17 protein-coding genes are annotated in these 14354 nt (G+C 60.7%); 6 read left to right on the plus strand and 11 right to left on the minus strand.

The genetic code is table 11. The annotated features are described in order from the left end of the window. Window positions 1-78: 78 nt before the first annotated feature. The 4 genes from AC0L15_RS30845 to AC0L15_RS30860 form a co-directional block, all read right to left on the minus strand. Complete coding sequence (locus tag AC0L15_RS30845) at window positions 79-1047, minus strand: ABC transporter permease (protein WP_287248382.1); 969 nt, start codon at window positions 1045-1047, stop codon at window positions 79-81. Further along, complete coding sequence (locus AC0L15_RS30850) at window positions 1044-2582, minus strand: sugar ABC transporter ATP-binding protein (RefSeq protein ID WP_287248385.1); 1539 nt, start codon at window positions 2580-2582, stop codon at window positions 1044-1046. The genes AC0L15_RS30845 and AC0L15_RS30850 overlap by 4 nt, the downstream gene beginning before the upstream one ends. A gap of 210 nt (window positions 2583-2792) precedes the next feature. Further along, window positions 2793-3827 carry an ABC transporter substrate-binding protein gene (locus tag AC0L15_RS30855; protein ID WP_287248387.1) on the minus strand — a complete coding sequence of 345 codons (1035 nt, stop codon included), beginning with the start codon at window positions 3825-3827 and terminating at the stop codon, window positions 2793-2795. Window positions 3828-3873: 46 nt separating this feature from the next. Next, window positions 3874-4788: a sugar phosphate isomerase/epimerase family protein gene (locus tag AC0L15_RS30860; RefSeq protein WP_473498102.1), complete on the minus strand. Its 915-nt coding sequence runs from the start codon at window positions 4786-4788 to the stop codon at window positions 3874-3876. Window positions 4789-5130: 342 nt separating this feature from the next. Here AC0L15_RS30860 and AC0L15_RS30865 point away from each other — a divergent pair, with 342 nt between their 5' ends. After that, a complete protein-coding gene (locus AC0L15_RS30865) occupies window positions 5131-5781 on the plus strand; it encodes a hypothetical protein (protein ID WP_473498103.1) in 651 nt (216 codons plus the stop codon). A gap of 509 nt (window positions 5782-6290) precedes the next feature. Here AC0L15_RS30865 and AC0L15_RS30870 read toward each other — a convergent pair. Further along, complete coding sequence (locus AC0L15_RS30870; protein WP_287248406.1) at window positions 6291-6575, minus strand: hypothetical protein; 285 nt, start codon at window positions 6573-6575, stop codon at window positions 6291-6293. Between the two features lie 36 nt (window positions 6576-6611). Between AC0L15_RS30870 and AC0L15_RS30875 the strand changes: the two genes are divergently transcribed. Beyond that, entirely contained in the window at window positions 6612-6866 is a 255-nt protein-coding gene (locus tag AC0L15_RS30875) for a DUF768 domain-containing protein (RefSeq protein WP_473498105.1), read from the plus strand. Window positions 6867-6960: 94 nt separating this feature from the next. On the opposite strand, the gene AC0L15_RS30880 is transcribed toward AC0L15_RS30875, so the two are convergent. Then, window positions 6961-7869 carry an MFS transporter gene (locus AC0L15_RS30880; protein WP_287248408.1) on the minus strand — a complete coding sequence of 303 codons (909 nt, stop codon included), beginning with the start codon at window positions 7867-7869 and terminating at the stop codon, window positions 6961-6963. A 426-nt stretch (window positions 7870-8295) separates the two neighbouring features. Then, the gene (locus AC0L15_RS30885) at window positions 8296-8778 is read right to left on the minus strand and encodes a pyridoxamine 5'-phosphate oxidase family protein (RefSeq protein WP_473498107.1); all 483 of its coding nucleotides are present in this window, start codon (window positions 8776-8778) and stop codon (window positions 8296-8298) included. Between the two features lie 429 nt (window positions 8779-9207). On the opposite strand from AC0L15_RS30885, the gene AC0L15_RS30890 reads away from it, so the two are divergent. Next, the gene (locus AC0L15_RS30890; RefSeq protein WP_287250756.1) at window positions 9208-9387 is read left to right on the plus strand and encodes a hypothetical protein; all 180 of its coding nucleotides are present in this window, start codon (window positions 9208-9210) and stop codon (window positions 9385-9387) included. Between the two features lie 505 nt (window positions 9388-9892). On the opposite strand, the gene AC0L15_RS30895 is transcribed toward AC0L15_RS30890, so the two are convergent. The 3 genes from AC0L15_RS30895 to AC0L15_RS30905 all read right to left on the minus strand — a co-directional run bounded on the left by AC0L15_RS30895 (window position 9893) and on the right by AC0L15_RS30905 (window position 11761). Further along, window positions 9893-10060, minus strand: coding sequence for a DUF3606 domain-containing protein (locus AC0L15_RS30895; RefSeq protein WP_077381880.1), 168 nt, complete (start codon window positions 10058-10060; stop codon window positions 9893-9895). A 781-nt stretch (window positions 10061-10841) separates the two neighbouring features. Then, window positions 10842-11048 carry a hypothetical protein gene (locus AC0L15_RS30900; protein WP_287250758.1) on the minus strand — a complete coding sequence of 69 codons (207 nt, stop codon included), beginning with the start codon at window positions 11046-11048 and terminating at the stop codon, window positions 10842-10844. 518 nt (window positions 11049-11566) lie between these two features. After that, complete coding sequence (locus tag AC0L15_RS30905; RefSeq protein ID WP_473498110.1) at window positions 11567-11761, minus strand: hypothetical protein; 195 nt, start codon at window positions 11759-11761, stop codon at window positions 11567-11569. A gap of 319 nt (window positions 11762-12080) precedes the next feature. Between AC0L15_RS30905 and AC0L15_RS30910 the strand changes: the two genes are divergently transcribed. Next, window positions 12081-12944, plus strand: a complete 864-nt coding sequence (locus AC0L15_RS30910) for an ATP-dependent DNA ligase (protein ID WP_287250762.1) — start codon at window positions 12081-12083, stop codon at window positions 12942-12944. Window positions 12945-13155: 211 nt separating this feature from the next. Here AC0L15_RS30910 and AC0L15_RS30915 read toward each other — a convergent pair whose 3' ends face one another. After that, window positions 13156-13389 carry a DUF6894 family protein gene (locus AC0L15_RS30915; protein WP_473498112.1) on the minus strand — a complete coding sequence of 78 codons (234 nt, stop codon included), beginning with the start codon at window positions 13387-13389 and terminating at the stop codon, window positions 13156-13158. 144 nt (window positions 13390-13533) lie between these two features. Here AC0L15_RS30915 and AC0L15_RS30920 point away from each other — a divergent pair, with 144 nt between their 5' ends. Both AC0L15_RS30920 and AC0L15_RS30925 read left to right on the plus strand, forming a co-directional pair. Further along, window positions 13534-13827 (plus strand): hypothetical protein, encoded by a 294-nt coding sequence (locus tag AC0L15_RS30920; protein WP_287250766.1) that lies wholly within the window; start codon window positions 13534-13536, stop codon window positions 13825-13827. Further along, window positions 13824-14195, plus strand: coding sequence for a hypothetical protein (locus AC0L15_RS30925; protein WP_287250767.1), 372 nt, complete (start codon window positions 13824-13826; stop codon window positions 14193-14195). The genes AC0L15_RS30920 and AC0L15_RS30925 overlap by 4 nt, the downstream gene beginning before the upstream one ends. Window positions 14196-14354 lie beyond the last annotated feature (159 nt).

Here is a 14354-nt window from a genome sequence, read left to right on the forward strand (position 1 = left end):
GTGGGGGAGATGTCCGGCAGGACAGAGGGGGGCGCCGTGGATCGCCGACTTCGTAAACCAGCCTCACGGCACCTCTCATCATTGCCGCCCCCTCATCGTAATAAACGCGCCGAACATGACGACGGCGACCATGATCGCGCCCTCGATGATTGCGGTGACGTTGGGATCGATGGCCAGCAGCGTCAGGTCGGTGCGCACCAGCCGCAGCACGAAGACGGCGACGATCGGGCCGAGCAGGCCGCCCTTGCCGCCGCCAAGCGCGACGCCGCCGAGCACGACTGCCGCCACGCTGGCCAGAAGATAGGGGCCGGGGATAGGGGCGCCGATGCCGGTGCTCATGGTCAGCGCCAGCCCGCCCATGGCAGCGAAAAGCCCCGACAGGGCATAGGCGATGATCCTGGTGCGCGCGACCGGCACGCCGCTGCGAAACGCGGCGAGCTCGCTGCTGCCGATGGCGTAGATCGACAGGCCGAGTTTTGAGCGCTTGAGCGGTATCCAGATGATGCACAGGCAGACGACCAGAAGCACCAGCGCCTTCGGTATCCAGGCAGAGATTTCTGGCAAGCCCGGGATCGCGACGGTGCCGACGATGGCCGCCCGCAGCCATTCGGCGACCGCGCCGCCGGGCGCGCCGAGCACCAGCAGCGCCGCGCCCTGCAGGACGAACAGGGTGGCCAGCGTGACGACGATATCGGGCACGCGAGTGACGACGATCAGCATGCCGTTGACGGCGCCCAGCACCAACCCCATGGCCAGCACGAACGGCACGACGAAAAGCGCGTATTCCTCGCTGGCGCCGTCCATCATCGTGGCGGCGGTGACGCTGGTCAGCGCCATCATCGCGCCGACGGAAAGGTCGATGCCGCCGGCGATGACGACAATCGTCTGGGCGGCCACGGCAAAGGCGTAAGGCAGCACCGCGCGCACCAGCGAGCCGAAATCGCCACTGCCGTACCCCGGCTGGATGAGCCTGGTGATCACCAACAGGACCACGAACAGGACGAGCAGGCCGGCGACCCAGCCCTGACGACGGACGAGGCGGGTCAAGGTTTCGCCACCGGGCTCGAGTGGATGTCGGCAAGGATGCCGACGTCCACCTTGGCGCCGCGCGGCAAGCCGTAGGCGGCGCGCATCAGTGCCGGTTCGTCGGCGAGTTCGACGGGGAAGACATCGACGACACGCCCGCCAAAGATGACGATGACGCGATCGCAGACACGCTGCACCTCCTCGAGTTCGGATGTATAAAACAGCACCGACTTGCCCTGGTCTGCGAGTTCGCGCAGCAGCTTGTAAATCTCCTGCTTGGTGCCGACATCGATGCCGCGCGTCGGGTCGAAGCAGAGAATGGTCTGTGCTTCAGCGGCGATCCAGCGGGCGATCGTCACCTTCTGCTGGTTGCCGCCGGACAGGCGCTGCACCTCGCGCTGGGCGCGGGTGTCGATCTGCAGACGCTCGATCGCGCTGACGACCCTTGAGCGTTCCTGCACCATGTTGATCGGTCCCCAGTTGCGCAAGGCGGCGCTGAACGGGAGCGCGATGTTTTCGCGCACCGAGCGCTGCATGGTCAGCGCTTCGGTGCGGTCGCCGGGCACATAGGCGATGCCGGCGCGGATCGCATCGGCCGGATGCGCGAATTTCACCGGCTGCCCGTCCACTTCGATGGTGCCGCCGGACGGCCGGATCGAGCCGGCAAGCGCGGCGAACAGCTCGTCCTGGCCTTGCCCCTCGAGCGCGACGACGCCCGCGACTTCGCCGTTCACCAGATCGAACGAGACGTCGTTGAGCTTGGTGCCGACACGAAGGTTCGCCACACCGAGGCGTGGACGGCTATCCCCAGGCGAAGCGGCCTGGCCCGCCTGGCGCGCCGTCACGCGCGTCTTTTCGATCCTGGCGCCGAGCATCATCTCGACGATGCGCTCCTCGACGCCCGGCTTGATGTCGACGACGCCGACAGTCTCGCCGTCGCGAAGCACGGTGGCGCGGTCGCAAAGCGCCGATATCTCGACGAAACGGTGGGAAATGAAGATCACCGAACGGCCGCTGTCGCCTTGGCGGCGAACGACCTCAAGCACCTTTTCGGCAAGGTTCGCCGGCAGTGCCGCGGTCATCTCGTCGAGCAGCAAAACGTCGGGCTCGACCGCCAGCGCGCGCGCCAGATCGAGCACGCGCAGCACGGCCAGCGGGATGTCGCGCGCGATGTCGCGGATGTCGAGGTCGGGAATGCCGAGTTCGCGCACCCAAGCGCGGAACGGCTCGACCGGCGTGTCGGTCAGGCGAAGGTTGGAGGCGACGTCGAGATCGGGGATGAGCGACGGTTCCTGATAGACGGGAAGCAGGCCGGCGCGGCGCGCATCGGCGGGCGAGCGCACGTCGCGCGTCTCGCCGCGGATCAGGATATGCCCGGCATCGGCGCGGATGGCGCCGGTCAGGATTTTGACGAGCGTCGATTTGCCGGCGCCATTGGCGCCCATCAGCGCGTGAACCTCGCCCGGCAGAACCGACAGCGACGCGTTGCGCAACGCCACCACGGCGCCGTAGGTCTTGACGACGCCGGTGGCGTCCAGGAGCGGGTTGGTGGTCAAAATCGCGTTGCTCTCGTTGCAAGTTGTCTAAAACGGCGATCTTTCCCTTCTCCCCTTGTGAGAGAAGGTGGCCTCGCGAAGCGAGGTCGGATGAGGGGTGTTCCAGGGAACACCAACGTCTCATTCCTTCCAGCCCCCCTCATCCGTCTCGGCGCTGCGCGCCGATCCACCTTCTCCCACAAGGGGAGAAGGCAGAAGCGCGGCAGCGAATTACTCGCCCGGGCCCTTGCAGGCGATGATCTGGTCCTTGGTGTAGGTGGTCCACTCCGGAATGGAGATCGAGACCGGCCATTCAGGGCTCAGCGACGGATCGGCTACGCTTTTCAGCTTGGCCTTGCCCTCCTCGGTGGCGTTCTCCCACAGCTGCGGCTCGACCAGCACTGTCTGCTCCGCCGGCTTCTTGCCGTTCAAAATCTGCAGAGCCAGGGTCACGCCAGCGCCGCCGATCGAACCGGGGTTGGTCACCGCCGCGCCGACGAGGCCTTCGACGGAGTTCAGCTGGCCGACGAAGCCGGCATTGTCGGCGCCGACCACCGGCACCAGCGGCGTCTGCGACTCGACCAGCGCATCGACGATCACATTGTCGATGCCCGAAGTCCAGATGCCGTTGAACGGCGATCCGGTGGCGATGAAATCGAGGATCTGCTGCTTGCCCTGGTCCTGCTGCCAGCCGGTGAAGACCTCGTGCACGACCTTCACGTCGGGGAATTCGGCAAGCGCCTTCTTGAAGCCCTTGTCGCGGTCGCTGTCGGCCGAGGCGCCGGCGGCGCCGCGCATGTAGACGACATCGCCCTTGCCGCCGATCTGCTGGAACAGCCATTTGGCACCGAGATAGGCGTATTGCTCCTGGTTGTTGGAGATGATGTAGGCCGAGGGCTCGGTGACCGCCTGGTCGACGGCGACGACGACGATGCCGGCCTTGGTGGCTTCCTCGAGGGCTGACTTGATGCCGGCCGGATCGGCCGGGTTGACGACGATGGCGTTGACCTTGGCGCTGATCAGGTTGCGGATGTCCTCGAGCTGGCCGGCGGCGTCGGTGTTGCGATGGGCGATGTTGAGCTTGGTGACCTCGCCGGATGCGAGCGCCTGCGCCTTGATGGCGCAGATCATCTCCTCGCGCCAGCCATTGCCCTGCACCGTGTTGGAGACGCCGATCGTGTATTTGGCTTCAGCGGACGAGATGCCCACCGAAGCCAGAAACGCCGCGCCGGCAAGCAGCGGGACCATTGCCAGATATTTTTTCATTTCAGTCTTCCTCCACCTTGTTTTCAGTTCAGTTCGAAAAGGGGCCTCATTTCACGAAGGGGCGCAGCACGTCGCGGGCGAGCAGAAAGCCGCGCTTGACGTCGTCGTCGCTTCCCTCAAAGCGCCGGTCCTCGTGTTCGATGATGATGGCTCCGCCGTAGCCGGCGCGGTAGAGGCCGGAGAAGATCACATTCCAGTCGACATCGCCAAGCCCCGGCATGCGCGGCACCTGCCAGCCCATGCCGGCCGAGAGGATACCGCGCTCGTAAAGGCCATCATGATCGATCATCAGGTCCTTGGCATGGACATGCAGCATGTACGGGCCGAATTCCCTGATGAAGCGGGCCTGGTCGATCATCTGCCAGACCAGATGCGACGGGTCGAAGTTCATGCCGACGTCGCCGCCCCATGCCTCGAGGAGGCGGCGCCAGATATAGGGCGAATAGGCGATGTTGTGGCCGCCCGGCCATTCGTCGTAGCTGAAGATCATGGGGCAGTTCTCGAAAGCCAGCTTGACGCCGTTGTCGCGCGCATGGGCGATGATATCGGGCCACAGTTTGAGTGCCTCTTGCCAGTTGGCGTCGATGGTTTTTGAGGCGTCGCCGCCGCAGAAGGTGTTGACGACAGGCACGCCCATATGGCTCGCCAGCACCATCACCTTCTTCAAATGATCGACGACGGCCTTGCGGTGGGCGGCATCGGGATGCAGCGGATTGGGATAAAAGCCGAGGCCGGAGATCGACAGGTTCTCTTCCGCCAGTGCGGCGGCGATTTCCTTGGCCTGCGAGGTCGAGGTCGAGGCGGCGTCGATATGGCTGGTGCCGGCATAGCGCCGGGCTGCGCCTGAGGATTTCGGCCAGCAGGCGATCTCCAGCGCCTCGAAGCCGGCAGAACTTGCCCAGTCGGCGACCTCGCCAAGCGGGGTGTCGGCAAACGGTGCGGTGAGCAATCCGAGCTTCATGTGGCCCTCCCGTGGTTCACGACCGGCCTACTATGCCGATTGTGCAGGCCGCTTCAACCGTGTCGCCGCCGGCAATGCGCAAACCTGTCTGACGAATGCCATCGGATCGTCGCAGAGCAGGCCATCGTGAGCGGCTGTGACAGCCGTGCGGAACGGCTGGATTTAGTTACCCATTTCGAACATGCCGCCGTGGCGCTCTGGCGGAGGCATGTCGAAAGCGTGGCGACCATAACAGCGCGGGGTTCTATCACGCCCTGGGCCAGGACTTGCTCAGCAAGGCTGCGAATGCTCTCGCGGATCTGATGGCGATCGGTATTCAGCAGGCGGTATGGCGAGGCACTAATGACAGTCGTTCCGATGCCCAAGAGAGCCAAGACGGCAAACCCGGTTGCAAAGCCGTATGCGCCGACAGCGCGGGAAATTGCATCACAGGCAGCCTACAATAAGCGCCGCGAGAACAGGCGTCCGGTTCCGCAAATAAAAGTCTCGATGAGCGAAGATGGCGGTAAGCGCATCGCTTCGATCGCGGTGGATCACCCTGACCCCGCACTCGGCTATGAGCTACTGGCCGAAGCCGTAGGGGCCGATAGCGGCACTTTCCTTGCCGGCACTCTCGATTCACTGGCCAAGGCTGCTCAGGTCGGCTCCGTGGTACGTGAGGGTGAAATGAATTATGCCCTCTCCATGGTATGCGGGCTCCGGCCGAAGGACCAGATCGAAGCGACTCTTGGTGTCCAGATGGCCGCAATCCACCTCGCCACGATGAATACCGCTATGTGCATGGGACAAGCAAAGACGTGGGAATTGAAGGAATCGCAAGAACGGGCATTAAACCGCCTCGCCCGCACATATGTGGCCCAGGTTGAGGCTCTGAAGCGTTATCGCAGCAAGGGTGAGCAGCGCGTGATTGTCGAGCGCGTGAACGTTGAAAAGGGGGGCCAAGCCATCGTCGGCAACGTCGCCCATGGGGGCGGGGTAGGTGAAGAAAAATGATCGATAACCCCATGAACCGCGCACCGCGTTGTCAGGCTCGCAGCAAGCGCAGCGGCGTTGGCTGCAAAGCTCCGGCTGTACGTGGCCATCGCGTCTGTCGCTTTCATGGGGCTGGCGGTGGAGCACCCAGAGGCGCCGCTCATGGCCTTTATCGTCATGGGCGATTCACTTGTGAGGCTATCGAGCAGCGCAGAGAGATTTCCGCTCTAATTGCGGAGGCGCGGCGAATGGCAGTCTCCCTGTCGTGACGCTGGCTCGGAACTTGCCCCAGCAGACTGGGAGTTCAGCGACCCGTTTAACGCCGGAAGATCGAAGCGCACATAATTGAATGAGTCTCGTTTCGGCTGGCGCCGTTAGTCGATAGAGCCGGTGGATTTCCGACCACGGGAGATACCTGGTATAGCGTCCGCACAGCCCAATGCCTCAATTGCACTTCGGAAACGGATAGGCGGGGTCATTCAGAGGGCCGCATAGTCAGTGGCAGTGATAGCTGCCCGTCTTGTGGTTCGTCATGGTGCACTGCTGGGCTTTCGATTCTTCAGAATGTTCGCCTCGCGCAGCAGTGATGATCGATCCGTTCCTAGCAATTCTATGAGCGTGAGAGCCTGATCCGGGGTGATCCCGGTTTCACGTGCGAGTGCCTCGGCTTGGAGTTCCTTTTGCCGCTCGGGTTCACTTTTTCTATCTTCGCCCATGGTGAGATGTTCCTTCCCACTACGGAACCCAACTTCGACATAGCGCCTTGTTCCTCTTTGTTCCGAAATACGTTCGTCCGCTCTGTTGTTCGTGTTCAAGCTGGAACTAATGTCCGTTCCGTAGCTTATGCCCAGATGAGCGCACGCGGCATCACCTTCCTGCACAAGTGGATCGCGAACAGCGTTCCTAAAACGGCCCGGCCGGATGTGATTTCGATCAATGAGCTGACGCACAAGCTGTTTGCCGACGCGAAGTCAGTGGGCATCAGGCGTGAAGAGATCGACGAGGAAGTCGACAGTCTCTACCGCACCGTCCTTAATGCCATTGTGCATTTCGACCCGGGATTGGACGGCGTTTCCGACGCCGGCCGCGCTAACCACGCGTCCTAGCTTTCGGTTCGGCCGGCAGGTGGAACTTCGAAATATTGAAGGCGCCGACTGCAACTGCATCGATCCGATGAATCGCACCCCGCTGCTCGTTACGTTACAAACCGCGCCGCGAAGGTATGAGACGGTCTGCAAAGACTGGGTGAACCACCCCGGAACGGCCGCCAAACCAGCCAGCAATCGCGCCAAGCACAAGGGAGACGAATGCCAGAAGCGCGCCGGTCGATGCGACCGAAGCAGCGGTATCTGCGGCTTCCGCCGCTTGTTGCTTCGCCTGCTCGACGGCTTGGCGATATTGCTGTTCCATCTGCGTCACCTGTTCCGTGGCTTGTTCGAGAGGGATACCACGTGCCGTCGCCAGTGCTTGTGCTGCGTTTTGACGGGCTGAATTGACATCCGCCTCGTTGCCCATGACGAGCGCACGCATCGCACTGATGGCCGCATTGTTAAGCGCCTCCGGGTCCGTACCGGTCGAGCGCACCTGAGCCTCAATGGCTTCCAGAGGATTAGCCTCTGCCACAATTGGTTCCGCGGTTTGCGCTACGGTCTCGCCCAAGCCGCCGACGGCGCTTGCGATACCGCTAAAAGCTCCGCCAACAATAATGCCGACGGTGCTGGTGAGGAAATATAGCACCAGCAAGGTTGTGAGTGCCCACGTTGTCAGCCCATGGAGCGCGCCCGTTGTGGGGGGCGTCTTGCCGGACATCCGAGCAGCGATGTAGCCGCCGACGAACGCAGCAACAATTCCAGACAGGACGTACCAGATACCGGCTACAATTGAAAACGTCGATGCCTCGGGATTGTCACCGGTCCCGGGATCGAGCGTCGCGATGCCGACACCAGCACCCAGCATCGTCAGCAGGACTTGCGTCACGAGAGCCACAACCACCCCGGCGAGAATGGCGCCCCAACTGACTTTGTTCAGAAGGATCGCGTGAGCATCATCACTTGCGGTCGAGTAAGCCAAATTTTCTTCTTGGCGGGGGTTGGGAATTGCGTCGCTCATCACTGTTGTCCTTGTTATTGCGGCAAGCTCCTGGGGAACCAGCGCTGCGATGATGGCCTTCATTGCTGGGGCTGACCGCCCTCGACTCCCTAACCGCAGGGAGAGAGAAATGTTCCGAATTGCCGTGCGGAGATGACAGCCCGACGCTTGTGAATTGAAAGCCCGCACCCACGAGGAAAGGACGCGCGGGCCGATCGGTGCATCGGGCCGATCTGCAGCCGTTCATGGGAGGAACAATTGAGCTGCACCTGCCGAACTTTCGTCTCGAGCATGTGTTCCAGAGGTAGGGCAAAAAACCTTGGAACTCCGCAAAAACTCTGGAACCGTTGCAGAAATCACGCCTTACAACTGCAGCGGTCGATTCCTTCAGGATGCAGCCGCTAAGACACTCCCCGAGTGAAAGCCCGCTGCCGCCCCCTCCCGGGGTTACTTCATGCGAACCTGTGCCACGCTGTCCCTGTAGTCCGCTTTCGGGTCGCCCATCCCGAGGAAAAGTTTCACCCCGGCGACGATGCTGGATGCATCTTTCCAGATTTCGGCGTCCGCAGGATCGAACCTGAGTAAGCACAGCTTCCGATCTTCCTTGCCTCCTTCGAACCATGCGGCGACGAAGCGATTCCACAATCGGTCGATGACTGCCCGATCATTGTCGATCCTCAGTGTGCCTTGGATGGTGGCGAACAGGTCGTGTCCCTTGGCGGAGTAGACCAGTGTCGCTTCCTTTGCAGATGCGACGGCCTCGGCCAAGTCGGTGTCCTTCGCTGTGAAGAAGTATATAACGTTGCGGTCACCATCGAACTGCGCTGTCATCGGTCGAGGGTGGACGCCCGGGACGCCGATCATTGCCGTCATATCGGAACGGATCGAGTCCCAAAACTTGCTTTTGAATTCCTCATCGTTGTCGGGCATGGCTTCTCTCCTGTGAGAACGCCAAACGCCGCGCGTCTGCCGTGGTTCCAAGCGTCTGCAGGCAACAGCAGAATCTGGTCCGCCGCAGATCAGGATGGCGTGGCCACGAACATGGCCATCAGCAGGGTGCCTTGACGAGCACCCGAAATGCAGCCCCAATCGGATCACATCGTTCGTACGGGGATTCGCATGAACCGATTTCTCTTTGTGATCGCCGAATGTCTATCCCGACCGCCCGGTTTCTATGTGCTGATCGCCGCGATGACGGTCTGCGGACGGTGGCCGTGGTCGCCACCAGATCTCCAATCCCAATTCCCCGCGCCATTCCATAAGTCTGGGGCGGGCGGCGCCTTAGTCAAGTGGTAGCTAATATAGGTGACGCTTCATCCAATCGGTGGACGAAGCCCATCAAAGGCCGGTGCTAATTTGATGCATGTCGCGACCTTACTTACCCCCGAGCACCTTGCTATCGCTATCTTCGCGATCAGCGTCAGCTATGCCGAAGCTGCGGACCGTCAGGTCGAAACCGCGACGCTCGGTACTTACGCCAATTCGGAAGAACCTGGCGGCTTGCACCGCGTCAAACTCACTCTTCGAAGCGCTGAATAATTGGAATCGTCGCCCATGAGGCTCGCGACTCTAGACCTTGAAACTGCGAGATACGGTGACGTTTATCGCGCCGCAAGGCTCACGCGGCTAAGGCAGCAAGTGATCCGGCACATCAAGCGCACTGACGCCTCGGCTCAAAAAGTCGAGCAAGCGCTGGCTAGGTTGGCCGAAGCAAACGCACCCATGGACCAGCTCGCGCAGTAGGGCCGCGCTCGCCCGACGACGTAAGGAAGGCCTTCGAGGCTGCTGCCGAGGAGGAGGGGTTGCTGGCACGCCTCCAACACTTGGCGTGCGCGCTGTTGAACACCGGATGTCGCACACTTTCAATTCACAGGCTGCAGCGGTTGGTGCTCGGGCTTCGCATGATGAAGCACCGGGCCGAGATCGCGCATATCGAAATCCTGTCCGCATATGGGGCAATGCTCGAAATGCTCCGCCTCGGGCTTGATCGGCCGGTCGTGGTCATTGCTTTGATATCCCGTGCCTTCGTTGTTGGTCCGATATCTCACTTACCCTCCCGCAGCGCCCTCGCGGCTTTTGTCAGGGCTGACCGATCATTGCCGTTCTTTTTGATCAGCTTGCTGACCTGGCTGGGCGAGATTCCATTCTCTCGCGCGAAATGTTCTATCTCGTAGTACTCGTCGACCGACAAACGATTCTGATTGTCTTCCATTTCCGTATTCCTACCAGGGTTCAAGCGAACGGCCCGTTGAAAGGACCATAGCAACGACTGCGCGCAGCCGCGGTTCCGAGTGGCGATACGTCTTTGCCTGTTTTGCGAACAGATAAGACTTAGGTCCGGTGGAGGATCGGACCGAATCCCCTCATGGGACTGGCTTCGCCGTGCACAGGAACCGAAACGTTCAAATTTTATTGAGTGGGGTCTGTTGCGTTGGAGTTTGCATGGGAGGGTTGCGCCATTCCAAAACGATAGCGAGCCGTAATCCCTTCCTGGAACTTTAGCGATTTCTAAAAATTGTCTGTGACCAGTGGGCATGCCCCCCGCTTGCCCGCTGTAGATCGGGCCGCGACCCGATCGGGCCCGCGCTCTCCGCCAGAGGCGCGGGCTTTTTTGTTGCCTGGGGGGGAACACGATCTGCCGACAATCGTTTCGGGTCGCCAACAAAGCGCCGTACTAGATTCGAGGACAGGCAATGCGGGAAAGGCAAACATTTACCCATAAAGAGAAACATGAAAGACAGGAGCGCACGTCGGATGCTGCGCGGGCATTAACAGAGGTTGAGCGGCTGGCACGAGATGCAAAGACGGCTCGGCTGCGGGAGCAACGACTCAAGGCTGAAACCGCTCTTCCTGCTGCATTGGTAGCGAAACCGAAGACGAACCGGAAAGGCAATGAGCCATCCTTCTAAGCGCGCTCTCCGACGTTATCTATTTGCCCGCCCCAGTAGCGCCAACGAAAAGCCCGCTGGCGGGAGGGGACCGGCAGCGGGCTTTCACTTGGGGACTCCAAGATCGCGCATGTCGAAGTCCTGCCCGCACACCGGGCAATGCTCGAAATGCTTCGCCTCAGCCTTGCCGGTCGTGGTCTTTGCCTTGATATCCCGTGTTTTCGCGATCGCGAAAGTCTCGCTTGCTCTTGTCGTCGGTAAGGTGGCAAAGTCTCCTCCACCAAAGGCGACAAGCTGAAGAAGAGCGACCATGGCGGCTGACCCCTATCCGCAGTTTACTTGGTGCGATGTTCGACATCTATCGGCGGGCCAAGGCCGAAGCAAATTACAACGCGACAGTCTTTCTAGGCATGATAACCCGGAACCACGGGCTTGCGACGGCCAAGACTCTAATCAACGCGACTCAACCATCAGATGGATACACTGCTCTCCACCAGCGAGAGCGGCTTGACTTGACTGTAGAGGCCGTCGTTGTCGAAAATCCAAAATGGCGCGCACTGTTTACCCCCGAAGAACTGAGCCGCGCCGAAAAGCGCCTTAGAGCCTACGGATACTTGCCTAAACTGCCGCCGGGTCTGTCAGCGACATAGTCGCCGAATTCAGCAAAACAAGGCTGTGACCGAGGACGCATTGGGCGTTTTTCTCATAGGCGTGCCGGTTTCCTCAATGTCGGGTGGAGACCACGAAACTGAGATCGCTATTCTCAAAGGGCGATGCGGCGCTCCAAAAACTTAAAATGGGTGGCTTCGGCTCTGGCCGTGCCGTTTCATTCATCCGGTTAGCCGGTTGACCGTCTCAATGATGGCCTTGGCCAGCGCTTCTCCCTCATGGACCGGCTCCGGGCCGTAGAGCAGCACAACGGCTTCCTCGCTTGGCAGCACGCCGGCGGGGCAGGTCTGTTCGATCGCCATGCAAACCAGCTTGAGGCCGGCCCAGGCGTTGCGGATGTTCTCTTGGGCTTCCATGCTTCCTCGCTGAGATGGACTGTCTCAGCGTCAAACCGTGAAGGCGAGAGCCCTGTTCCATCAAAGTTTAACGACTGGGAAAGCGCACTGGAAAGCAAGTGCGGTAACAGTTGATTCAACCGTTGCTGGTAATGCTAGAGGAGTGTGGAAGCGGCTCCGACAGTGAGGCGGGGGAGCTGGATTGCCGGAGCCGCCTGCGCAATCCCGGGTTGGGGTTTGACCGCGCCGTCCTATTCTGGGACAGCGCGGTCAACGATTCGTTAAAATTGGAACTAATTAAGCGCATGCTAATTGAAATCGCGGTTTTGCGAGTCAATGCATGCATTTGAAGTTTCTCCCGCCAATGAGGCCTACCTTGGTCGCCAAGCCGCCCCAAGGCGATGACTGGATGCATGAAGCCAAATTCGACGGCTACCGCTCCCAAATCATCATCGACGCCGGCAGCGCGCGGATCTTCACCCGCCGCGGCCTAGACTGGACATCGAAGTACCGCGATCTGGTCGAGGCAGCCAAAGCTCTCAACGTACAGAACGCCATCATTGACGGCGAAGTCGTCGTTCTGAATGAGGCTGGCCTTTCGGACTTTGCCGCGTTGCGCAAGGCAATCACCAGGCGCCAGCACGACCTCTATTTCGTCGCCTTCGATCTGTTGCATCTCAACGGCCATGACTTGCGCGACATGCCGCTGGAGGACCGGCGGGAAATCCTGGCCGGCCTCATAGGGTCCGACAGTCGCATCCAGTTCAGCGAGACGATGCCAGGCGAAGCCAACGCGATCTATCATCTGATCGACGCGGCCGGCCTGGAGGGGATGGTATCGAAGCGTCGGGACAGCAAATATTGCAGCGGCCCGACCACCAATTGGCTGAAGACAAAATCCTTCACGGAAAGCGAGTTTGAGCTTCTCGGCGTCGAACGCGAGAGGGGCAAGCCCGCGTTTGCTCTGATGGCCCAGCCGGGAACTCGGAAATATGTCGGCAGTGCGTTCGTCAGCGTTAATCGCGAGATGCGGGAGCGGCTGTGGAAAGGAGTCCAGGAACATGCCGGGCCACCGCCCAAGGACATGCCAAAACGGCCGGCAACGCAGTGGGTAAGGCTGGGTATCAAAGCCCGTGTGAAGCATCTCAGGGGCGAGGAAGACCTTCGGCACGCCTCGCTGCAGGATTTTTGGCGGGAAGAATGAGCAGGGGATGCCAGCGCCATTCCCCTACGGCTGGGTAGCGCCCGCCTTGTCGGCTAGACGCTCTAGCAGCTTGCGGGACTTTGCGATTATGCGGCGCGTCTCTACGATGGTTGAGTACAGTTCTTCTACCTCTGCCGCCGCTCGTATCTGGTAGAGGCGAGCGGCTTCAAGCAAGAGAATGTCAGGCTCCCACTTGGTCATCAGTTGACCGTCAGTTGCGAATTAGCTCGAACGTGACCTTTACCACAAACAGCGGCTTGCGGGTACCGTCATGACCTTGGAAGGCGACTTCGCGGAACGTGCCGTCCGGCAGAGCGTCTTTCGCTATCTCCAGAAGCGCCGTCGATGCCTCATCTTCAGCGGCGTCCAGGTTTGGAAGCTCGGTGCCTTCCGTATCCGGGTATGCGTTTCCGTTGTCGGTTAGATCAAAGAAGAAACGGGCCATTGCCTCTAAGTCTGAAACCCGCAAAAGGTTGCTGGCTATCTCCTAATCGGGTTTTGTCAAATTTATAGTGGCCGGCTTGGATTGATGCAGAGATTCCAAGCCTCCCGTCTTGACGATCGAGCAAAATGTTCCTTTTCTGTTCTCATGGCGCACGATCCGATCGACACGCTGGGTAAGGCGACCCGGCACAACATGCTCGTCAAGGCAGAATGCAGCTGCGGCAATGTGCGCTACTGCCGTTCGGCCGACCTGATGATGGTCTATGGCGGCGGTGCCGACCCGCTGAAGCTCAAATTTGACTGCAGCCGTTGCAAGCCGCAGATCACGATAACCCTGCTCGAAGTGCATCCCGAGCACCTTCCCAAGCGATTGATGATCCACAAGCCGATGAAGATCGACGGCAAGATTCATTGGACCACTGAGCGGTTCCGCGGATGAGCGAGCGTCTCAAGGTCCGTTTCGCCTATCAGCGCGGCTGGCAAGTCGTGGATGGCAGCACGGTCGTGCGGACCTTCGAAAAGAAGGAGGACGCATCCCATTTCTTGGTGGACCGTGGCGCCCGCGTCCGGCTGGAATGGAGCAGGACCGTTATCGGCGGGGAAGCACCGCCGTATGACTTCGCTGCTAGTTTCATGCAGGATACAGTCGGCCGCATCCTGAAGACGCTCCACGGCACCGAGGCCGGGACATGGTTCTGGTCATGTTATGAAGGTGGCGCGAACGGGAGGGTCTCCACAAAGGACGAAGCGGTCTTCGGCGTCGAGCGCGCCTATACCCGCCGTGTCGTCAAAGCTGACTGGCGGTAGGCCGCTGTGTAAAGTCGCGCAACACGATCTGAACGAGTTCCGACCGGCCAGACACCCCGGCACGCCGTCAGTTCGCACGGGGCGGGCGGTTTGCTCCAGTCCGGAAATTCCGATTTGGAGGCCGCCATTGCACAGCTGCCCTGCGACATGCGAGTTTGT

The sequence above is a fragment of the Mesorhizobium sp. WSM4846 genome, assembly GCF_055811415.1.